This is a genomic window from Reyranella sp. (assembly GCF_965249915.1).
Lineage (GTDB): Bacteria > Pseudomonadota > Alphaproteobacteria > Reyranellales > Reyranellaceae > Reyranella.
On the sequence record NZ_OZ252257.1, the window covers coordinates 3842970 to 3864095 of the forward strand.

22 protein-coding genes and 1 pseudogene are annotated in these 21126 nt (G+C 64.0%); 13 read left to right on the top strand and 10 right to left on the bottom strand.

Annotation, left to right across the window (positions count from 1 at the left end; all coding sequences use genetic code 11):
* The first annotated feature begins 307 nt into the window (after positions 1-307).
* Together ACP15H_RS19000 and ACP15H_RS19005 are read left to right on the top strand one after the other, a co-directional pair.
* Positions 308-1339 carry a glycosyltransferase gene (locus tag ACP15H_RS19000; protein ID WP_425067719.1) on the top strand — a complete coding sequence of 344 codons (1032 nt, stop codon included), beginning with the start codon at positions 308-310 and terminating at the stop codon, positions 1337-1339.
* Positions 1339-2358 (top strand): hypothetical protein, encoded by a 1020-nt coding sequence (locus ACP15H_RS19005; protein ID WP_425067720.1) that lies wholly within the window; start codon positions 1339-1341, stop codon positions 2356-2358. The genes ACP15H_RS19000 and ACP15H_RS19005 overlap by 1 nt, the downstream gene beginning before the upstream one ends.
* 22 nt (positions 2359-2380) lie before the next feature.
* Here ACP15H_RS19005 and ACP15H_RS19010 read toward each other — a convergent pair whose 3' ends face one another.
* Positions 2381-2953 (bottom strand): NUDIX domain-containing protein, encoded by a 573-nt coding sequence (locus ACP15H_RS19010; protein WP_425067721.1) that lies wholly within the window; start codon positions 2951-2953, stop codon positions 2381-2383.
* A gap of 238 nt (positions 2954-3191) precedes the next feature.
* On the opposite strand from ACP15H_RS19010, the gene ACP15H_RS19015 reads away from it, so the two are divergent.
* The 3 genes from ACP15H_RS19015 to ACP15H_RS19025 all read left to right on the top strand — a co-directional run bounded on the left by ACP15H_RS19015 (position 3192) and on the right by ACP15H_RS19025 (position 6813).
* Entirely contained in the window at positions 3192-3695 is a 504-nt protein-coding gene (locus tag ACP15H_RS19015; RefSeq protein ID WP_425067722.1) for a DUF2059 domain-containing protein, read from the top strand.
* 118 nt (positions 3696-3813) lie between these two features.
* Complete coding sequence (locus ACP15H_RS19020) at positions 3814-4701, top strand: SGNH/GDSL hydrolase family protein (protein ID WP_425067723.1); 888 nt, start codon at positions 3814-3816, stop codon at positions 4699-4701.
* Between the two features lie 210 nt (positions 4702-4911).
* Entirely contained in the window at positions 4912-6813 is a 1902-nt protein-coding gene (locus ACP15H_RS19025; RefSeq protein WP_425067724.1) for an ABC transporter substrate-binding protein, read from the top strand.
* Between the two features lie 39 nt (positions 6814-6852).
* Here ACP15H_RS19025 and ACP15H_RS19030 read toward each other — a convergent pair whose 3' ends face one another.
* The 3 genes from ACP15H_RS19030 to ACP15H_RS19040 form a co-directional block, all read right to left on the bottom strand.
* Positions 6853-7218 carry a hypothetical protein gene (locus ACP15H_RS19030; protein WP_425067725.1) on the bottom strand — a complete coding sequence of 122 codons (366 nt, stop codon included), beginning with the start codon at positions 7216-7218 and terminating at the stop codon, positions 6853-6855.
* 114 nt (positions 7219-7332) lie between these two features.
* The gene (locus ACP15H_RS19035) at positions 7333-7548 is read right to left on the bottom strand and encodes a hypothetical protein (RefSeq protein WP_425067726.1); all 216 of its coding nucleotides are present in this window, start codon (positions 7546-7548) and stop codon (positions 7333-7335) included.
* Positions 7549-7572: 24 nt separating this feature from the next.
* Entirely contained in the window at positions 7573-7851 is a 279-nt protein-coding gene (locus ACP15H_RS19040) for a hypothetical protein (protein WP_425067727.1), read from the bottom strand.
* Positions 7852-8002: 151 nt separating this feature from the next.
* Between ACP15H_RS19040 and ACP15H_RS19045 the strand changes: the two genes are divergently transcribed.
* The 6 genes from ACP15H_RS19045 (at position 8003) to ACP15H_RS19070 (ending at position 15469) form a co-directional block, all read left to right on the top strand.
* A complete protein-coding gene (locus ACP15H_RS19045; protein ID WP_425067728.1) occupies positions 8003-9424 on the top strand; it encodes a DUF2252 domain-containing protein in 1422 nt (473 codons plus the stop codon).
* A 14-nt stretch (positions 9425-9438) separates the two neighbouring features.
* On the top strand, positions 9439-10227 hold the full coding sequence (locus ACP15H_RS19050; protein ID WP_425067729.1) for a hypothetical protein: 789 nt from the start codon (positions 9439-9441) through the stop codon (positions 10225-10227).
* Positions 10224-10910, top strand: a complete 687-nt coding sequence (locus ACP15H_RS19055; protein WP_425067730.1) for a hypothetical protein — start codon at positions 10224-10226, stop codon at positions 10908-10910. The genes ACP15H_RS19050 and ACP15H_RS19055 overlap by 4 nt, the downstream gene beginning before the upstream one ends.
* A 95-nt stretch (positions 10911-11005) precedes the next feature.
* Positions 11006-11680 (top strand): formylglycine-generating enzyme family protein, encoded by a 675-nt coding sequence (locus ACP15H_RS19060; RefSeq protein WP_425067731.1) that lies wholly within the window; start codon positions 11006-11008, stop codon positions 11678-11680.
* A gap of 509 nt (positions 11681-12189) precedes the next feature.
* Positions 12190-13890, top strand: a complete 1701-nt coding sequence (locus tag ACP15H_RS19065; protein WP_425067732.1) for an RNA-directed DNA polymerase — start codon at positions 12190-12192, stop codon at positions 13888-13890.
* Complete coding sequence (locus ACP15H_RS19070; RefSeq protein WP_425067733.1) at positions 13883-15469, top strand: DNA polymerase; 1587 nt, start codon at positions 13883-13885, stop codon at positions 15467-15469. Before ACP15H_RS19065 ends, ACP15H_RS19070 begins: the two co-directional genes overlap by 8 nt.
* 429 nt (positions 15470-15898) lie before the next feature.
* Here the strand turns inward: ACP15H_RS19070 and ACP15H_RS19075 are convergent, their stop codons facing one another.
* Together ACP15H_RS19075 and ACP15H_RS19080 are read right to left on the bottom strand one after the other, a co-directional pair.
* Complete coding sequence (locus ACP15H_RS19075) at positions 15899-16741, bottom strand: phytanoyl-CoA dioxygenase family protein (protein WP_425067734.1); 843 nt, start codon at positions 16739-16741, stop codon at positions 15899-15901.
* Positions 16742-16782: 41 nt separating this feature from the next.
* Positions 16783-17664, bottom strand: coding sequence for a TauD/TfdA dioxygenase family protein (locus ACP15H_RS19080; RefSeq protein WP_425067735.1), 882 nt, complete (start codon positions 17662-17664; stop codon positions 16783-16785).
* Positions 17665-17748: 84 nt separating this feature from the next.
* Here ACP15H_RS19080 and ACP15H_RS19085 point away from each other — a divergent pair, with 84 nt between their 5' ends.
* A complete protein-coding gene (locus ACP15H_RS19085; RefSeq protein WP_425067736.1) occupies positions 17749-18672 on the top strand; it encodes a LysR substrate-binding domain-containing protein in 924 nt (307 codons plus the stop codon).
* A 138-nt stretch (positions 18673-18810) separates the two neighbouring features.
* On the opposite strand, the gene ACP15H_RS19090 is transcribed toward ACP15H_RS19085, so the two are convergent.
* On the bottom strand, positions 18811-19092 hold the full coding sequence (locus ACP15H_RS19090) for an AAA domain-containing protein (protein ID WP_425067737.1): 282 nt from the start codon (positions 19090-19092) through the stop codon (positions 18811-18813).
* Between ACP15H_RS19090 and ACP15H_RS19095 the strand changes: the two genes are divergently transcribed.
* Entirely contained in the window at positions 19091-19297 is a 207-nt protein-coding gene (locus ACP15H_RS19095) for a plasmid partitioning protein RepB C-terminal domain-containing protein (protein WP_425067738.1), read from the top strand. The two genes, ACP15H_RS19090 and ACP15H_RS19095, sit on opposite strands and share 2 nt — an antisense overlap.
* A 317-nt stretch (positions 19298-19614) precedes the next feature.
* Here the strand turns inward: ACP15H_RS19095 and ACP15H_RS19100 are convergent, their stop codons facing one another.
* From ACP15H_RS19100 to ACP15H_RS19110, 3 genes and pseudogenes are all read right to left on the bottom strand, one after another.
* Positions 19615-20094 carry a hypothetical protein gene (locus ACP15H_RS19100; RefSeq protein ID WP_425067739.1) on the bottom strand — a complete coding sequence of 160 codons (480 nt, stop codon included), beginning with the start codon at positions 20092-20094 and terminating at the stop codon, positions 19615-19617.
* 53 nt (positions 20095-20147) lie between these two features.
* Positions 20148-20564 carry a peptidoglycan-binding domain-containing protein gene (locus ACP15H_RS19105; protein WP_425069929.1) on the bottom strand — a complete coding sequence of 139 codons (417 nt, stop codon included), beginning with the start codon at positions 20562-20564 and terminating at the stop codon, positions 20148-20150.
* 36 nt (positions 20565-20600) lie between these two features.
* Positions 20601-20768: pseudogene (locus ACP15H_RS19110) on the bottom strand (glycosyl hydrolase 108 family protein); the annotation flags it as partial.
* Between the last annotated feature and the right edge of the window lie 358 nt (positions 20769-21126).

Here is a 21126-nt window from a genome sequence, read left to right on the forward strand (position 1 = left end):
ACAACCCTAGCACGGCCTACGATTCGCGCGCACAAGCGGGTTTCTGGTCGCGCATTGCGGCCTGTGCAACCGCTTTAGGCGCAGCAGGGTTTCTTCGATGGTCCTTTCGTCGCAACAGGAAGGCGAATTCCGCCAGAGCACAGGGACCTCGCATTCAATTGCATCACCGGCCGCCGGTGGCGAGCATGGCGGCGAAGTGCGAGCGCCGGCCCACGAACGGGCCGCGCCCATGTCTCCCAAGGACTCGCCATGTCCTCCGGCACCCTGAGGATACAGAATCCTTTCGGATTCGAGGCTCGCTCAACCGATGGCTAGACCCGACCCGGCGCGTGACGCCGCCCCCCTGAACCTCTTCTACGAAGAAGGCGACCCGGATCGCTGGCTGCCGTTCGATCGCTACCCGCGACGCGTCGTCCGGCGCCTCCTGCGCGGGCCGAAGCAGCCGGGCGGCCATATGCGCGTGTTCCTCAACCTGTGCGCCGGGCTCGACCGGCTGGGCATCCGCTATCGCGTGAACGACTACCGCCATCTGCGGCGCAACCCCGGCGCGGTCGCCTGCGTCATCGGCAAGCCCCTGGTCCTTGCGAAGATTCCGCGCGCGACGCCGATCGTCTTCGGGGCTTCCGGCTACGACCATCCGTTCGCCCATCCCACCCTGCTCACCGATCATGACATTCGCGGCGTGCTGGTTCCCTGCGAATGGGTGCGCAAGATGTTCGAGCCGCATTGGGGCGACAAGGTTCATGTCTGGCCCGTCGGCATCGACACGGACGGCTGGAAGCCTTCGCCTCACGTCGCCAAGGACGTCGATGTGCTGGTTTACGATAAGATCCGCGTCGATCCTCCCCGCGACCGCGCCGCCGTGCGCGATCCGATCCTTCTGGACCTGATGGCCCGCGGCCTTCGCGTCGCCACCCTCGCCTACGGCCATTACCGCGAACCGCAGTTCCGCGATCTGCTGGCCCGCGCGCGCGCCATGGTGTTCCTCTGCGAGCACGAGACCCAGGGCATCGCGCTCGAGCAGGCGCTGTCGTGCGACGTGCCGGTCTTCGCCTGGGACCCCGGCGGTCCGTGGCAGGACACCAACTATTATCCGCACCGCGTCCAGTTCGGCCCGGTGACCACCGTGCCCTACTGGGACGCGCGCTGCGGGATGACGTTCCGGGACGCCGCCGAATTCAGCGCCACCTTCCCGCGCTTCTGGTCGGGCGTGCTGAAACAGGAATTCTCTCCGCGCGCCTACATAACGGAAAACCTCACCCTCGAAGCGGGCGCCCGCCACTATGTCGACCTCGTCCGGCGCCTGACCGGCGGCATGGCGGGGCCGGCTTCGGCGTGATGCGCCAGCCGCCCCTCACCCAGGCGATCATCGCGCTGCGCAAGTGGGGCACAGGCACCGCGGCGCGCCGGCTGCGCGCCGTCCTGCCGCTCCCGTTCCGGTCGATGCTGCATCGCGCCAAGAATTCGGTCGATGCCATCCCGCTGCGGCTCGAGCTGCCGCCGCCCCCGCCCGGGCAGGCGCCCGTCCGCGTCGTGATCTTCGGCAGCTTCGCCGATAACTGGCTCGCCCGCCTTTCCGAGATACAGACCTGGGAAGCGCTTCCCGCGGTGACGGAAGTGCTGATGTGGCCGGACGATCCGGTGCGCCCCCTGCCGCCGCCTGCCGCCTGCCGGACCGTCATCGTCCCCTTGTCGGAAGACAACATCCTGAATTGTCCGCGCACGATGGACTCGCTGGCACCCGATCGCCGGGCGGTCGGCGTGCTGCGCAACAAGGCTTCCTTTGCCGCTTACGTGGCGACGGAGGGCTTGTCCGACCTCTGTCCGGTCACCTATGCGACGCGCGAGCAGGTGCGCTATCCCTGCATCGTGAAGTATGTGAACGCGGCCTTTGCCTACGGCAGCCGCATCCTGCGATCGGACCAGGAGCTCGACGCGTTCCTGCACGCCGAACCGTGGGACAGCGGCTCGTTCATCGTCCAGCAGTACCTCGCCACCCCGGTCGAATACGCGACCCACTGTGTCTGCAAGGCCGGACGCGTTCTGTGGTCCTGCACCTGCGCCTTCGAAAAGAAAGTCGGCCAGGACATAAGGCAGGGCGTCGATTTCTTGTCGATGACCGACGTCGCTCCGCCCGCCGGCGCGCTGGCCGCGATCGAGCGACTGCTTCTGCCGCTGGGCTATGACGGCCCCTGCAGCGTCGACTACATGGTGACGCCAGAGGGGGTGACGCCAGAGGGACGGATCGCGGTGTTCGAGATCAACGCCCGCTTCGGCGGAACGCTCATGCTCCCGCCGAACCGTCACCACCTGCAGCAGGCCCTGGGCTGCATCATCGCCAACGCCACCGCCCCCTGACCGGCGCCCGGAATCGGGGCGCTCACACCGACAGGTCGAGCTTTCCTTCCAGGTGCAGCAGCCGGACGGCCTGCAGCGACAGAATGCTCAGCGCATCGCGGATCTCGCCGGCCTCGACCATGCGGAACGCCTCGGTGAGCGGCACGCGCCGCACCGCCAGTTCCTCGGTGGCTTCCGGCTCGGACTCGCCCTGCGTCAGGCCCCAGGCGACATAGGCCACGGCGCGCTCGTCGGAGACCGAGTTCGAGAGATCGGCCTCCAGCAGCTTGCGCCAGTGCCGCGCCGTGAGGCCGGTTTCCTCGCGCAGCTCGCGCGCTGCCGACTCCAGCGGATCGACGCCGTGCGCCCCGCCGCCCTCGGGGATCTCCCAGCTGTAGCTGTCGAGCGGAAAGCGATATTGCCCGACCAGATAGGTATGGCCCTCCGCATCGACCGGAACGACGCCGATGGCGAGGTTCTTGTAGTGAATGAGGCCGTAGATCCCGGGTGTCTGCGCCGGCGTCAGCACCTCATGATGGGTGAGCCGGATCCACGGGTTCTCGTACACATCCTCGGCGGAGAGGATGGTCCAGGGGCCTTTTTGGGTGGGCGTCATGGGCGGGCTCTACTCTTCGGGGACGCCCATCCTAGGCACGTTCGACAGACTCGCAGCAACTATCCGATACGGATCTGGTCCCCGCTTCGGCGCGCTGGTTTCAGCAGGGCCGCTGACGCGCCACCGTCATCCATTCTTCTCGGGAACCACAAGGGGCTGGCCGGCATTGCCTTTTGCCTCCCCGCCCGTCGCGGCGGAAGCGGCTTCCAAGATCGCTCCCGAGAAATGAAGGAAACCCATGCGTCTTCCCACCCTGTTGTTCGCTCTAGCCTTTGCCGTCGCCACCCCCGCATTGGCCCAGGCGCCGAAGCCCGTCGATTCGGCCGCGCTGGCCCAGGCCAAGGTCTTCATGGAAAAGTCCGGTTCCGCCGCGCTGAGCCAGCAGATGGTGAACGGCGTGCTGATGGCACAGAAGGCCGCTCTTGAGCAGGCCAATCCCGGCAAGACTGCAGAGATCGCCGAAGTGATCGGTCTCATGCAGGCAGAGTTCGCCAAGCAGATTCCCACCATGATCGACGCGATGGCCGGGGTGTACGCACAGCACTTCACGAAGGACGAGCTGACCGAGGTCACCGCCTTCTACGACTCGCCGGTAGGCCGCAAGATGGTCAAGGAGATGCCCCAGATCCTCTCCGAGAGCATGACGGTGGCCCAGACCTTCGGCCAGAAGATCGCGATGGAGGTGATGATCAAGCTCCAGCCCGAGCTCGAGAAGCGCAAGCTGAAGATGGGCAAGACCTGAAGACGACGCTGCGAGCCTCTTGGCGATCCCTGCCTGCGCGCGGGGAACGGCGGTCATCGACGACCTGTTTATGCCGGCATCTTACTTCTAGGATGCCGGCGGAATTTGGACTCGAGCGATGGCCGACGAATTTCTTCATGTCCATGATGGCGATCTCGGTTACGTCCCGCGACCGGGAGTCCGCGGCACCGTAAGAGATGGCGGTCCGGTCACGATCGAGGCGAACGGATTGAGGTTTTCGGGCGAGAAGCCGGCCTCGGCCGATGCGCCAATATTGGCCGTCGGCGATTCCTTCACCTACGGCGAGGACGTCGCCGACCTCGACGCCTGGCCCGCACAGCTGCAACGGCTGACCGGCCGCACCGTCCTGAATGGCGGCGTCAGCGGCTACGGTCTGGACCAGATCGTCCTGCGAACCGAACGGCTGACGGCCCTACATGGGCTGGCCATGGTGATCGTGAGCATGATCGCCGACGACGTTCGACGCACCGAGATGCGGCGGATGTGGTGGCACGACAAACCCTGGTTCGCCCTCCAGGGAGGGAAGCTCGTGCTGAGAGGCGTGCCGGTACCGGAGCGCAGGAAACCGCCCACTGCCGTGCGGCGGCGGATGGAACGGCTGCTGATCGAATTGCCACCCGCGCTTCAGCAGTTCACCGGCTATTCGATCCGGGTTCATCGTGCCGGCACCGGAGCCCATATTTCCCAGGCGCTCATCGAGCGCCTTGCCAACCTTCAGACCGTGAGCCGGGTAAAGTTCCTCCTGGTCGCGCAATACGATGCCGATGCCTGGTCGGGCCGCCGCCGGGCGCAGGAACAAAGGAACGTGCTGCGCCCCCTTCTGGAGTGTGCGGCAATGCATGGAATCGCGACCTTGGACACGTTCCATCGACTTGCCGCCGAGCCAAGGCCAGGCGACTTCTATGGCACTCTCCACATGAACGCGCGCGGCAATCTGATGATCGCCAGCCTGTTGGCCGCGAGACTGCGTACCTGGTCCAGCTGAGCTTGTCCGGGCGTCGAGGAATGCCACCGGAGCCGGCTTCGGCTGACAGATACGCGGGAAAAAGTGTGGCGCGCCGAAGACGGTCCCGCTGCGGCCGATGCGTCGTTTCCTCCCGGTCCGATTCTTCAGAAAGTCTACGATTTCTGCCTTAGTTGTGCATCATACTGAGCGCGGGAGCATTGGGTGAATGGGCAAACAATGGGGCGGGCGATGAAGAGACGTGTTCTGACGCAGGCGCTGTTGATGGGGCTGGTGGCGCGCAGCGTCCCGGCCTTTGCCGCGAATCTGCCGCCCCTGCAGGAAACGCCGGGCCTGCGCGACAAGGTGAAGTCGGGCGCACTGCCTCCAGTCGCCGAGCGCCTGCCGAAGCAGCCGCGCGTCCTCGAGAGCTTCTCGGGCGCCGACGGCATCGGCAAACACGGGGGCCAGCTCAACATGCTGGTCGCGGCCACACGCGACACCCGTCTGATGACGATCTACAGCTACACAAGGCTGATCGTGTACGACGACAAGTTCAAGCTGCATCCCGACATCCTCGAAAGCTACGAGGTCAAGGACGGCCGCGAGTTCACCCTGAAGCTTCGCGCCGGCCACAAATGGTCGGACGGCCATCCCTTCACCACCGAGGACTTCCGCTTCTTCTGGGAGGACATTGCCAACAACAAGGACCTGTCGCCCAACGGTCCTTCGGTCGAGCTGCTGGTCGAGGGCAAGCCGCCCAAGGTCGAGATCCTCGACGAGGTGACGATCCGCTACAGCTGGGACAAGCCCAACCCCGACTTCATCGAGAGTCAGGCGCGCGCCGCGCCGCTGTTCCTGTTCCGCCCGGCCCACTACCTGAAGAAGCTCCACGGCAAGTACACGGCCGAGGAGGAGATCCTCAAGCAGTTCAAGGGCAGCCGCTGGTCCAACGTGTTCAAGCGGCAGGATGCGATGTACGGCAACAGCAACGTCGACCTGCCGACCCTCAACCCGTGGGTCCTCACCACGGTGCCGCCGGCCCAGCGCTTCGTGTTCGTGCGCAATCCCTACTTCCACCGCATCGACAGCAAGGGCCAGCAGCTGCCCTACATCGACGACGTGATCATGACGGTGGTCGCGGCCAACCTGATCCCGGCCAAGGCGGGGCTCGGCGAATCCGACCTGCAACCGCGCTATCTCGGCCTGCGCGACTACACCTTCCTGCGCGATGCCGCCAAGACCTCGGGCATCAAGGCGCTGTTGTGGGAGAAGGGCTCGGGCTCGGAGGTCGCGTTCTATCCCAACATGAACGCCAACGACGAGACCTGGCGCAAGATCAATCGCGACGTCCGCTTCCGCCGCGCCCTGTCGCTGGCGATCGACCGCCACGAGCTGAGCGAGGTCGTCTATGGCGGCATGGCCAAGCCCTCGGCGAACACGATCATGCCACGCTCGCCGTTGTTCAAGCCGGAGTACGCGACGAAGTGGGCGACCCATGACGTGAAGGCCGCAAACAAGCTGCTCGACGAGATCGGGCTCGCCAAGAAGGGCAACGACGGCATCCGCCTGCTGCCCAACGGCCAGCCGGCGATGTTCGTGATCGAGCATTCCAGCGAGAAGTCCGACGAGGTCGACACGATGACCCTGGTCGTCGACCAGTGGAAGAAGGTCGGGATCAAGGCGCTGCTGAAGCCGCAGACCACGGATAATTTCCGCCTGCGCACCACCTCCGGCGAGGCGATCATGACCGCCTATGCCGGCATGACCACGGCCGCGCCGACCGCCGACACCAGCCCACGCGAGTTCACGCCGGTGATGCAGGGCGGGCTGCAATGGCCGAAATGGGGTCTCTACATCGAGTCGAAGGGCAAGCAGGGCGAGCCCTGCGACATGGAGGTCGGCAAGCACCTGCTCGAGCTGCTGCACCAGTGGGAGCAGTCGGTCGACGCCGCCGAACGACGCAAGGCGTGGGAGGCGATCCTGGCGGTGAATGCCGAGGAGGTCTTCTCGATCGGCACGGTGAACGAGGTGCGCCAGCCTGTGACGGTGGCCAAGAAGATCCGCAACGTGCCGGAGAAGGGCTACTGGGCCTGGGATCCGGGCGGATACATCGGCCTCTACGAACCCGACACCTTCTGGATCGCCAGCTAGCGACCCGGAGGCCGGTCGAACGAACCGTTCGAGGAGACGTCACTGGGCCTTGAGCGGACCCTCGAACAGGCAGTAGCCGTCCAGCATGATGGTCGAGGCGCCGGGCTTCAGAGAGCCCACCACGTCCATCTTGTTGCCGCCGCCGACGACGGCCGTCGACTTGAACTTCATGTCGGGCCCGAGCGTCGCCTTGAAGCCGCGCTCGGGGCGGCCTTCCTGCTGGAACCAGCCATCGACCTCGGTGCCGACGACCGTCACCTTGATCGTCATCTTGTAGGTCGGACACTTGCCGCTGCCGGGCACGTTCAGCCCGTAGCCCGTCCAGGTGAAGATGGCCGGTTCGGCCAGGGCAGGCGCGACCGGAAGAAGAGCGACCAGAGCGGCCACGGCAAACTTTTTCAGCATCGACTTTCCCTCTCCGGAAGATGGCAGCAGCATGCGATGTGTCGAGCAACACTAGACCATTCTAGACGTCGAAATCGCGCGGTTTGAAGGCACGTCCCCGCTCGCCGGCCCGTTTCAGCGGGCGCGCTTCTTCCGCGGCTTCCCCGCCTTGGCGGCCTTGCGCACCGGAGCGGTCTTAGAGGCGAGCGCCGTCTGCAGCGCCTTCTCCGCCTCGCGGATCTTGGCGTCCCGGTTCGCGTCGCCGGCCGTCAGGTTGCGGGCGAAGGCCAGCCGCGCTTCGGCGCGCTGCAGGAAGATCGCCTTCTTGGCTTCGGAAATCGGCTGGCCCATGAACTCTCCCGCCGGAAACCGGCATCATTTGCGGTCCGGCATCTTACCCGCTTTCCGGTCCGCCGGGGGCACCGCCGCTTCGGAGCTGCCCTCGTCGTCCTCGCTGCGCTCCACGGTGCGTTCCTGGCCGTAGCGGCCGCCTTTCTCCGCGTCCTCGCGCTTGTAGCCCGGCCCCTCCTCAGCCTCGGCGCCGTAGACACCTTTCTCCCGCCGCTCCTCGCGACGCGCGTCCTTGGCCTGTTCGGTGCCGCTATAACTGGCCGAGGCCTCGTTGGGGTCGGGCTTTTTGGGCGTCTGCGCCATGAAATCCTCCAGGGGCTGATGTGTTCGCGCGCCATGAACGCGCCCGCCCCCGCGAGGGATGCAGCCTTGACCTGCCTCAAGTCCCGCCCTGCCGGCGGCCTGTAGTCTGCAGGGGCGGCGCGGAAACACCGCCTGTCGAAGGATGCAGTCCATGACCAATGTGACGAAGCTGCGCGCCAGGCCAGCGGTGCCCGAACTGGAGCGTCCCGTGCACTCGGTGCCGGCCGACGACCTCGTCGCCGCGGGCAAGCGCCTGCGCGACACGGTTCCGCGCGCCAGCCAGGGCGAATGGAAGCGTCCGAAGGGCCGCCGTGATCCGCTGGAGATTCTCCAAGCGTCCGACGAGGGGCGTCAGACCGAGCTGCTGCCGATCCGCTACGGCCGCATGCTGCAATCGCCGTTCACCTTCTATCGAGGGGCGGCCGCCGTGATGGCCGCCGACCTCGCGGCCGCTCCCTCGACGGGCGTTCACGTACAGGCCTGCGGCGACTGCCACCTGCTGAACTTCGGCGGCTTCGCCACGCCCGAGCGCAGCATCAACTTCGACATCAACGATTTCGACGAAACCCTGCCGGCGCCCTGGGAATGGGACCTCAAGCGCCTGGTCGCCTCGTTCGTGCTGGCGGCGCGGTCGAACGGCCTGTCGGACGCGGCCGGGCGGGAGGCGGCTCAGGCCGCCGCCCGCAGCTACCGCGAGCGCCTGCGCGAGGTCGCCGAGATGAGCCCGCTGGAGGCCTGGTACACCAGGATCGGGCCGGAGGAACTCTACGACCTGGCCGACGACCCGCAGATCAGGAAGCGCGTGCAGCGCCGCATCGAGAAGGCGATGGAAGAGCGCGCCTCCGACATCGATTTTCCCAAGCTGGCGGAAATGGTCGGCGGCCAGATCCAGATCAAGGACCAGCCCCCGCTGATCTTCCACCCCGAGTTCTCGCGCGCGGAAGGCTTCCGGGAGGCCGTGGACAAGGCCTTTGCCAGCTACCGCGATACGTTGCCGGACGATCGCAAGGCACTGCTCGATCGCTATCGCCTGGTCGACGTCGCCATGAAGGTGGTCGGTATCGGCAGCGTCGGCCGGTACTGCTCGATCGGCCTGCTGATGTCGTCCTCGAACCAGCCGCTGTTCCTCCAGTTCAAGGAGGCCGTGCCCTCCGTGCTGGAGCCGCATGTCGGCAAGAGCGTCTATGGCCATGCCGGCCAGCGCGTGGTGCAGGGCCAGCGCCTGATGCAGTCGTCGTCGGACATCTTCCTGGGCTGGGCGACCGGCGTGCGCGGCAACGACCTCTACGTTCGCCAGCTGCGCGACGCCAAGATCAAGCCACTGGTCGAGACCTTCGACCGCAAGAACCTGCTGCTCTTCGGCAAGGCCTGCGGCTGGGCCCTGGCGCGGGCGCACGGCCGGGCCAGCCATCCGTGGCTGATCGCGGGCTATCTCGGCCGGAGCGAGGCGTTCGACGAGGCCATGGCGACCTTCGCGGTGGCCTATGCCGATCAGACCGAGCGCGGCCATGCGCTGCTGAAAGCGGCGGTCGCCGCCGGCCGCATCAAGGTCCATCTCGAGGAAGACCGCTAGCGCGGGCGCCGGCAATGCCGTTCGACCTCGACTCCCATTCCCTGCCGGTGATCTTTGCGGCGAGCCTGGTGCTGATCCTGGGCGCCGGCGAAGCGGGGCATTGGCTGGGCGTGCGGGCGGCCCGACAGGGCGCGGCCGCGGTGTCGACCCTGGAGGGTGCGATCCTCGGCCTGCTCGCGCTCATGATCGGGTTCACCTTCTCGATGGCCCTGGCGCGCTTCGAGGCCCGGCGCGACGGCGCAGTGATCGAGGCCGCCGCGATCGGCACGACGGCACTGCGCGCCCGCCTGCTGCCGGCGCCGCACGACCGCGAGTCCGTGAAGCTGCTGCGCGAGTACGTCCAGATCCGCCTCGATCTCGCCCGCGCCCCCGTCGGCCCGGATGCGTTCGAGCAGGCGATCGCCCGCTCCAACCTCCTGCAGGAGGCGCTCTGGCGGCAGGCCCAGGCGGTGGCGGCAAAGGACAACGCGATGGTCCCGACGGGGCTGTTCATCCAGTCGCTGAACGAGATGATCGACGACCAGGAGAAGCGCCTGTCGGCCATGACCAACCGCCTGCCCGCTGTCGTCATCGCCGCGCTCTACGCCATGTCGATCATGGGCATCGGCTTCGCGGGCTACGGCAGCGGCGTCGAATCCAAGCGGACGCGGGTGCCCGTCTACATCACCGGCATCCTGGTGGCGGCGATGGTGCTGCTGGTCCTGGACATCGACCGGCCAGGCACCGGCTTCATCCGGGTCAGCCAGCAGCCGCTGTCCAACGCGGCCGCCACGATCGACGCCTTCCCCGCCGCCCGGCCATGACGCCGCCGGCGCCGCTGACGCGCGACAGGCTGCGCACGCCGCGGGCGGCGGCGGTCGCCGGCATCCTGTTCTCGGGCCTGCTGACCCTCGCGTTCCTGCTGTTCCTATCGGCGGTGCCGCGGGACCCGGCGGAGCACGGGGCGTGGCTGGCCAGCAGCCTCGACCGGGTCGTGCTGGCGATCAACCTGATCCCGTTCGCCGGTGTCGCCTTCCTGTGGTTCATCGGCGTGGTGCGCGACCGCCTGGGCGAGGCCGAGGACCGCCTGTTCGCCACGGTCTTCCTGGGCAGCGGGCTTCTCTTCCTCGTCCTGATGTTCGTGGCCAGCGCCGTGTTCGGGGCCCTCGTCCTGGTCCATGTCGCTCACCCGGGAGCGCTCGGCGATTCGCCCGCCTTCGCCCTGGCGCGCGCCTTCGCCTACACGCTGGTCAACGTCTACGCGATCCGGATGGCGGGCATCTTCGTGCTGATCACCTCGACCATCGCGCTGCGCACCGCCTTCATCGCGCGCTGGCTGGCGGCGCCCGGCTTCGCGATGGGACTTTTCCTGCTGTTCGCCAGCCCGTGGCTCGACTGGACCTTCATCGTCTTCCCGCTGTGGGCACTGTTGATCAGCGTCTACCTGCTGGTCACGAGCCTGAGCACGCAAGCCGCCGGACGGCGGGCCGAAAGACGCGGCCCCTAGCCCGCCAACGCGCCGTCTTGCGGCCTGCCGGCGACACGACCTACGCTCCGGCGCGGCAGGTCCCGCGCCCATCCAACTCAAGACACATGACGCCCATGATCCGTTCGCGCCTTACGATCGCTACCGCGTCCGTTGCGGTCGCGATCGCCAGTGCCGTCCCCTGTCTCGCACAACGGCCGGAGCCCGTGCGCATCGGTGGAATGGGCATCGATGCCACCGAAGTGACGATCGGCCAGTTCCGCGCCTTCGCCCGCGCCACCTCGTTACGGACCGCGGCCGAGCGCGAGGGCGGCGGCTTCGAATACACCGGCGGATGGACGCGGCGGCAAGGCTGGACCTATGAGCGTCCGCAGGGCCAGCCCGGCCAGGACTCCGAGCCCGCCGTGCACGTGACCTGGGCCGAGGCCGATGCCTTCTGCCGACATGTCGGCGGCCGGCTGCCGACCCTCGCCGAGTGGCGAAGCGCCGCCTACACCGAGCAGCGCGACCGACCGACCGACGGCTACGTGCGCGGTCAGACCTACCAATATCCCGTGGGCGACACCCCCGACGGCATGAACAACAACCGCCAGGCGCATGTCGCGGTCGCGACTACCAAGCGCGGCGTCAACGGGCTCTACGACATGGGCGCCAACGTTTGGGAGTGGCTGGCGGACCGGCGCGGCGACGAGGCCCTGACCGCCGGCGGATCCTGGTGGTATGGCCCGGACCAGGCCCGCGCCGACGGTGCGCAATGGAAGGCCGCCAGTTTCTACGCCCTCTATATATAGTGTTTCGCTGCGCTTACGACGCTAAGGGTTGATGCCGACTCGCCTGCGACATTGATTTCGATTGTTTCGTATATTGCGATTGTTTCGTTTACAGTCCCTTGACGATGTCGCCGAAGCCAAGGACCCGCGCCTTCACCCGCCCGCTGGTCGTTGCCCTAAAGGCAGCCCGTCTGCCTCAGCATGTCGTCGACGAGAATGAGGGTGGCGGCGGTTTGGTCCCAGGTCCCCTTCTCCACGCGCGAAAGCGCGGCAAGAACCGCGGCACTGGAAAGTGCGAGTGGCCTCGTGCCGGCGATGCTGGCGGACGTTCCACCCGATACCTGCTAAGGCCGTTGACTGGGGTATCAGGCTGAGAGCGCGCATGCAGCTTCTCGGTCACAAACCCGAAGGCAGCCGTTGTGTTGTAAGCGACTCCCGGGTGCTTGGCTGTTGTTAACGAACGGGTAAAACTGGAATAGACGGATGCAGCACTTGGGCTCAATTTACTAAAGCCAGGAAAGCACATTAGAGTGAATAATCGTGATAAGATCGAGGAAAAGAGCGATTATGCGCTTGATCCCGCATTCTGGCTAAACGGCCAAGCGCTCGGCTTCCCAGTGCAGTTCGAGCTGGTGCTGAAGCACCTACGCCAAGACATGCGTGACGACTGGTTTTTTGACTGCCTGCAGTATGACGACCTATTCAAAAATCCGGCCGAGGCGAAGCGGATCATTATCACGCTTTTGCAGGAATGGAATGGCGAGTACCGGGGTACGCGTAGCGTTGTCCGCAATATTCCTAAGAAGGGTTACGGGGAGCGCTATGGCTTGGAGACGGACTTTTTCGATCGCTTCGTCTATCAGGCCATCTGCAGTTTTCTGATCCCATTTTACGACCCTCTCCTTGGCCACCGCGTCCTAAGCTATCGGTTCGAGCCCGCTCCCCTCAATGCGAAGTATCTGTTTAAGAACAAAATCGACCGCTGGTTCACCTTTGAAGGCGTCACGCTGACCTTCCGTAAGTCAGGACGGCATCTGCTGGTCACCGACCTGAGCAATTTCTTCGAGAACGTCTCGCGCGTGCAGATCATCAAAGCGCTCGAGGAGGCAGTCCCCGACCTCGCGGCGACCGGACCGGAGAAGCTGCAGATCCGCAACGCGATCGCCACCCTCAACCGACTGCTCCAGCAATGGACGTTCAGCCGCGACCATGGCCTGCCGCAGAATCGTGACGCATCGGCCTTCCTGTCCAACATTCTGCTTTCGTTCGTGGATCGGGAGATGTCGAGGAAGGGCTACGATTACTACCGCTACGTCGACGACATCCGCATCATCGCCGACTCCGAGCTGCATGCCCGGCGCGCCCTTCAGGACCTCATCCGGCAGCTGCGGACGGTCGGCCTCAACATCAACGCCAATAAGACCGAAATCCTCGCACCCGACGTATCGAATGAGAAAGTCGCAGAGTACTTCCCCTCGCAGGACAGTTCCACCATCGCGATCAATCAGATGTGGCAGTCTCGCAGCCGACGAATCGTCACCAGGTCGGTAACGTACATATTCGAGATTCTGAGCCGATGCATTGCGCAGGGGGACTCCCAGACGCGGACTTTCCGCTTCGCGGTAAACCGGGTGGCTAAAATCGTGGAGTCCGGACTCTTCGACGTGGGCGACGCGTTGTCGGCCAACCTGCTCGACACGCTGTCACGCTCGCTGTCCGAGCACGCCGTCACGACTGATCAATACTGCCGGTTGATCGCCACGCTTGATCGCGATGGTCGCTGCCTGTCTGCCCTGGAGGCTTTCCTGCTCGCGGAGGACGGGGCCATCCACGACTGGCAGAATTACAACATCTGGATGCTGCTCGCTGTGCGGCGGCACCGGTCAGACAACCTAGTAGCACTGGCGGACCGCAAACTGCGAGAAGACATGAAATCGGGCGAGTCGGCGGCCATCATGATTTGGCTCCGCTGCGTCGATGAGAAGGCACTGATCGAGAAGTGCGTGCAGGAGTTCGCGACCCTGCCCTACCAGAACGCCCGCTACCTCCTCATTGCCTCGTCTGTCCTAGACGAAAAAGCGCGGCGTCCGCTCTATGGTCATGTCCCCGTCTGCCTGAAGGGGACGGGCCCAAGAGCCGAGCGCCACTGCAACGAGGATGGCCTCCCGTTCGCCGTGCGGGAAAGCACCGATCTCCTGAACCTCGTCGACGAGGTTAGCGGTTATGACTGACCTCGACACTAGGCTGCTGCTCTTCGTAAAGGATTTCACCGAGAGAGGAGCGGACGTATTCTTCTGGTTCCAGGACGGGCAGCTCCGGAAGACCGACGCTGCCAGTGTCGTCAAATTTCCGGGTATCGTAGTGTGCCACGACTTCTGGATGATCCGCGATGCGCTGTTCGACCGGACGGGCACGCTGCCTGGCACGATCATCGACGTCGACGAACTCCGCATCTCGATCAGCGGAGTTCCCGAGGAAAGGCTTGCGCGCGAGAAGCGCGACGTCACGACTCGGCTCGAGAAATATGGGGCCGAGCAAGAAGTCTGTGACATGTACCAGAAGATGTTCAACAAGGGCGTCCCGTTTGACGAAGGGGTTGCCGTGAAGGCCGCGACGGCGATTGCGGCGATGTATCGCGACCTCCGCGCGCAGGCGACCACCGATGGCGAGCTCGAGCGTTTCGTTTCCGTCGAAGTGCCTGTCTATCGGTTGCTCCAGCTCTCGATGTCGGCCGGCATCTCCATCGATACGGCGGGGCTCTCGGACAAGCGAGCCCAGGCAGAGCACGACTACTTCTTGCTGCTAAAGGACTACTCCGCGAAGCACGACATGCCGCTCGAGACGCCGAGCAGGCGCGCAATCGAGACCAAGTTACTCAAAGAAGGCTTCGAGTTGGACGAAGTGTCCGTCGAGTACCTCCTAGAGTTTGTGCCACACGAACACGACTTCGGCGGCGACACCACGGCGCTCCTCGCCCTCGGCGCGGCGCGCAGAGTGCTCGGCTCTCTCACCCTATCCACCGACAGTACGCGACCGGTTGTCGACGTGTTCGGGTCGCGCACGTCGCGCGTGCAACTACGTAGTCCTAGCCTTCAAAACATCCCGAAACGATATCGGTCGATCATCACCGCGCACGGAGACGCCCAACTCAGCTACGTCGACTTCGACCAGTTCGAGGTCGGAATCATGGCAGCACTATCCGGCGACGACCAACTCAAGCGGCTCTATGCGGCGGGTGACATGTACGAGATCTTCGCGACAACGCACCTAGGGCTTTTCGGCGACCGAAAGGCGGCCAAGCAGCTATTCTTGTCCTATGCATACGGGATGAGCCGCAAAGCACTCGTCGACGCCGCCGTCTCGCTCGGAGTTGATAGGCAAAAGGCGAAAGAGGCGTTTCGGCTATTCCAACGCTACGAAGACTGGAAGAAGGAGGTGTGGGCCGAGTTTCAGAGCGCGGGCCGGGTGTCCACCGTTCTAGGCAACCACTACCGTCGAGCCGGCGGGGGACAACTCACCGGCAAGGAGCAGCGCTCGGCGGTTAGCCAAGTAGTTCAGGGCACAGCGTCGCTGATATTCAAGCGCGCACTGCTGGCCGTGGCCTCCATCGAAGACGTTAGAATCGTCCTGCCGATGCACGACGCCTTGCTGTTCGAACACGCACTTGGCGCTACCCCGGGGAAAGTCGTCGAGGCATTCGAGGGCGTCATGACCGAAGTGCTCGGCGGCCAGGTTACCGGCAAGGCCTCCATCAGCGACTTCGCTGAACGTGAGCAAACCTCGGCTGCTCCAAGGGAGAGCGAAATCTGACGGGTTCAGATCACATAGTCGCGTCCAGCTCCCAAAGGCTGAACTAGAGACATCAAGGGACAATATGGGGCTCGAAGTTGCTGGGTAACTTTACGCCAAGTTAATGGCGGCTCTTGGATCAGACCTTCGTTCACGCCCCTGCCGCCGGACGGCGCTCGTTGATCGAAAGCATCCGCACTGCCGGCCCGGGCGCGCAAGTATTGGTCTATAACGTGGAAACGGCTGTTCATTATACCGCATCGTGGTGTGCGGTGATCGGCGAACATAGCGGGTCATAGAGCGCAATCGGCGATATATGGCGGTGGAAGTGGGATTAAAATCGAACGGTCTCTTCGCTCGACGGGCGGGCGGCACGTTGGCAAGCACTTACCCCAATCGGTTACCTCACTCTCCCGATCGGCGAGGTGCCGATAACGTGACAGTCCATCGCTACAGGTCCGCACGCAATGTCGTTCGACCCGTTCCGGCATAGAGAATGTTCTTCTGACGCTCGGCGGCTTGTTCGCGCAAAGCAATGAATTCCGGATCCATGTCGCGCGTCGGACGCGGCTCGTGTCGGAAATGATTGTAGGTGTCCACGCCCCGCACGAGCGCAGCACTATCGTCAGTGATAGCCACCTGGCGTACATGCGTGGGAATGTAACGCACTGCCAGACCGATCCGCCGGTCCTGAGCGCAATTGGCGGGCGAAGCGTGGAAGATCTTGTGGTGGTGCAGGGACATCTCACCGGCTGCAAGTTCGACATCGATCGCCGAGGCCTCGTCGACCTCGACGGCAATCTCCTGTCCACGGGTGAGCATTGCACCCTGCCTCCAGGTATCCGTGTGAGCCACGACCTCGCGCCGGTGGGTGCCCGGCACCATGCGCATCGCACCGCTATCTACCGTTGCCGGCGACAGTGCGATCCAGGCGGTGATGGCCTCGTCGGGTTCCAGATGCCAATAGGTCAGATCCTGGTGCCAACCCACATAGCGTCCGTCGCCTGGCTCCTTAATGAACCAATGCGTGTTCCAGGCGAGCAGGTTGGGGCCGAGGATCGATTCCACCACATCCAGTATTTTCGGATGGCGGATCAGCTCGTCGACCCAGGTGAAGACGAGATGTGTCTTGAACATCATGGAGCCTCGAAGCGGGCCACCTTGCGCGCGCTCGAACGCCTCCAGGGCATTGCGATAGCGCGATACCTCGGCTGGCTCGAGCACGGAAAAGGGCCAGAGGACGCCGTTGCTCTTATAGCGGGCGATAGACTCGTCAGTCAGCGCACCTGACATTTCGTTCCTCCCTTTCTTGCTTTAGTCCTCGACGACGGCGATCAGGCAACCCGACGATCCTGCACTCCGGGATCGAGGTCCTGGATCGTCGCGCGACGCATGTCCCGGCGATAGATGCCTTCCTCGTAGGGCCGGCCGCGATGCATCGTGCAGCGATTGTCCCAGATGACCAGGTCGCCCACCGACCAGCGATGGGTGTAGAGGAACTGCGGCTGCGTCGCGTGCTCAATGAGTTCGCGGATCAGCATTCGACCGTCGGGGACCGGCCAGCCGACGATATGCGAGGCGTGCGAGGCGAGATAGAGTGTCTTGCGTCCGGACCCGGGATGGACGCGCACGAGACCGCGATGGACCGGCGGCATCGCGCGGCGTTCCTCGTCGGAAAACTCGGTGAAGCCGAGCGTGGCACGGGAATTGAAGATCGAATGCTCTGCCACGAGCGTTTCGATTCGGGCCTTCATTTTCGGCGACAATGTATCGTAGGCGGCACGCATATCGGCAAACTGTGTCTCGCCCCCCTCGGGCGTTACCGAATGAGCATGGAGCAGGGAGTATTTCGCCGGCGTGCGCTTGAAGGATGAATCAGTGTGCCAAAGTTGGTTTCCCAGCGAGAACATGCGCCGGCGGTCCTGCTGGGCCAGCAGCGCATTGCTATCGTCCAGGTTCGAGATATCGACGAGCTGCCGGCTGATCCGGGCTTTGATGCCGGTCGTCAGCACACCGTTCTGCTGCTCAAGTGTCCCGAAGCGCCGGGCGAAAGTGATCTGCGCTTCCTCGTCGATGCGGGGTCCCGCAAATACTCCGACAGCATGTTCATCCAGAGTCTCTTCAATGTTTCTGAAAGTGGGCTCATCGATTGGCCGGGAAATGTCGACGGCGTTGAATTTGGCAACGAAAAGCGGATGCAACTTCACGATGGTCATCGATCAGGCTCCTTTGCTCGGGAGTTGACAGGCAACGCGGGATAACTGCCAATGCAAAATATTGGGAGTCGATAACAATACGTTATGCAGAACCGCATGCGGATCAACCTTCGGCAGGTCGAAGCTTTTCGAGCGGTGTTTCAGACCGGCAGCATGACGGCAGCCGGAGCGCTGATGGGCATCACTCAGCCAGCGGTCAGCCGGCTGATTCGTGATCTCGAAGCCGAGATCCGGTTGCCGCTTTTCGACCGCAAATCTGGCAAGATGAAAGCCACGCCGGATGCCCTGGTTCTCTATCGTGAGGTCCAGCGGAGTTTTCAGGGTCTCGACCGCATCGTACGCGTGGCCGCCGAACTGAACATGAGACGCGAGGGAGACTTGCGGATTGCCGCTTCTTTCGCACCTTCATTCTACGGGCTGCCGACTGTCTTGAGCCGCTTTCGTCGGGACTGGCCCGGTGTTCGTCTTTCGCTCAAGACCTGCTCTTCTCCGGAGGTCCTCGACGCCGTCTCAATGCGGCAATTTGATATTGGTGTTGCCGTAGTGCCGGCCGAAGCTCCCGGCGTCGAAATCGAGGCAGTGCCCGCGCCGGATGCCGTGTGCGTCCTTCCGGCTGGCCACTCACTTGCTGCTCGACCAGTTATCCGGCCATTTCATATAGTCGGCGTGCCGCTTCTGATGATATCGGACTACAGCCTGTTCCAGCAGCGCATCATGCAGCGCCTGTTGGACGCAAATGTGAAAGCCGACATTGTCTTTGAGTCGTCGTTCTCGGCACCCATTTGCTCTCTAGTCGCGCAAGGTGTCGGTGTCTCCATCCTCGATGCGCTGACAGCCTCTGCTTACGAAGACAAGGGGATGGTCGTGCGGCCATTCAAACCTGCCATCCCGTACGAACTGAAAGTCGTCTTTCCGGCAAACGAGCCGCGGACCGACCGCGCAAAGGCCTTTTCCTTCTTGCTGCGTCAACATATGCAAAACCTGCGTCGGCGAGTATCGGCTGCTTGAGCCTCATCGGAAGAGACCAGAATATGCCCGGAAGAACCGCATGACTGAAAAGCTCCAATCACAGCTGCCAGTCGGGACATCGAGGTGATCCTAGGCACTTCGACGCGGTACGTCGATGGCGATCCGTCTCCAGGATGCTCAAGAGGTAATCGGCCTAGACATTTCGAGGTAGCGACAGAACGCGTTCGCAAGCCCCATCTGGATCGGGGTACGGCATTCGGCTTCGAAAATTGCCGGGGCCCCGACCAGAACGCAAAGCGCCTTCGCTCTCGAGGTAGCTACGTTCAGTCTGTTCGCGCTGTACAAGAACTCCATTCCTCGCGGCGAATCTTCCTTGCTGGAGCTCGTCATAGAATAGAAGACCAACGGAGCCTCTTGGCCCTGGAACTTGTCGACAGTGCCGATCCGAGCTCCGGGCATGGAACGCGAGTCCGCCAGGCTCGACCGTGAATTCAAGATGGCCGAGCAATCCTACGGGACTGACCACCTGGACCTGGTTCTGGCCAAGGGCTTTCTCGCCAAGCTCCTGGCAAACGCTCGGGTGATTCGTTACTTGTCCCAGCATCATCAGGAACTTTTGTCGGAGTTTCATAAGGTCGCCAATCTCGAATCGTCGGCGGCCTAGGCAACGTCAATCCAGGCCGCGCAGCCGGCTCCGTGCGGCCACCATTGGGGACCCGGACCCACAAGCGCGGGGACCACGGGAGACGCCGCACGGTGGGGCGGATCAATCGTGGCGATGGGAATGACGGCGAACCCGTTCGGAGCCCATCAGGCTGCCCGTCATATCGGCAGCCGGGTACCCGGTTGGCGCTCAGCCAGATGTCCTTGAAGGGCGTGTTGCAGGTCTCGCCGAGCCGGCCCTACGCGGCGACTGCAGCACGCCCTTATGGCGTTGGCTCAGCCTCTCCGGTTGGATATTCATCGAAAGAAGACTTCTGCTCACCTTTGCCCCAGTGCCCTTTCTAAAGCGGCGTTCTTCTGCATCGAACCGCTGGACGCCCCCACCCAATACGCCACGACGCTCGACGCCATTCCGGCCAGCGTGCCCAGCAACAGCGTGACCATGTCGCGCTGGTTAGCGGGCACCTCCTCCCGGATGACGAGCCACAGCATGACGGCGAATCCTACAAGCACGATGGCCGATACCACCACGGCCCCATAGGCGATCGGGCTCCGCACCTCGGCCAGCTTGACCGTCTGACTGCGGGCGCTCTGGACGTCAGCCAGCTGAGCCTGGAGCGCCTCAAATTCCTGTCGGCGTGCGTCTGCCTCGGCCTGGATGACGGCCATCTTGAACTGCAACGCGAGATTCGGATCTGCAGTAATCGCTCGCTCGATGCCGCTGGCATCGTCGGTGCCGAGGATTTCACGGGCGATGCCAGTCACCTTCGAGACGGCGGAACCGGTCTTGTCGCCCATTATCCACGACACGACCGTTGGTGCGATACCGAGCAGCAGGGGAACAAGAGGCATCATGCGGCCTCGAAGGTGATGCCGAGTGCAGCGAGGGTCTTCGGGCCAGCGACGCCATCCGCCGCCAGCCCTCTAGCCTTCTGGAAGGCGATGACGGCCCGCTCGGTGGCAGGCCCAAAGTCTCCGTCGGCCACGATACCAAGGGCGGCTTGCAGCTTCTTGATGGCACCGCCCTTCTCTCCCTTCACAAGGATGCCATCGGCGTCCGCTGGCGTGAGATGCGAGAATTCTGCGATCGGCGTGACCGCTGGCCGCCACCACTCGGTGATGCGATTGGCCCAGCCCGTCGCGAAGACAGCCTGGGAATGGTCGTTGCCAATGATGCGGAGGAAGTTGTCGAGGCGCTCACAGATCAGCGGCCAGAACAGCGTGGCCTGGTCGATCGTGCCCAGCTTCTGCGCGCCCAGCACGACCATCAGCGCCTTGACCGCGCGGCCGGTACCGCTGTTCGCCGCATAGTCGAACAGGAACTCGAGCACCCTGGGATCCGTCACACCCTCCAGGCCCCGGAAGAACACGGCCCGGTAGATCTGCCTTGCCTCCGGAATCGTCAGGACCTCCACCTCGGGCGGGGTCACGGCATAGCCGCGCCACGAGGAGAGGGTGGCCTGGGTGATGCCGTACTTCGTCGGAGGGAGAGGACGGCAAGTGCCAAGTCCACGCGCGCGTCGTCAATGACGCATAGAGTCGATGGGCCCACAGAACTTTTGCGTCGCACAATTTCACCTGCACAGACTGCCGCTTACGCCATGATAATCACGGCTCGCAGGCGTTCCGCAACCAGCCCGGCTTGGGACAACTCGTGCACAACCCTTGGGCGACATAGCAGTATGTCCCGATGTCTGCTCCGGAATGGCTTTTGGTTGGTACCGAGCATGGACAACCCAAGCCCTCTTCACCCTGATCGGCTAAAACCCACCGAACGCCTGGCCGAACTCGGCCAGATCCTGGCCGCCGGCCTCATGCGCCTCCACGCCC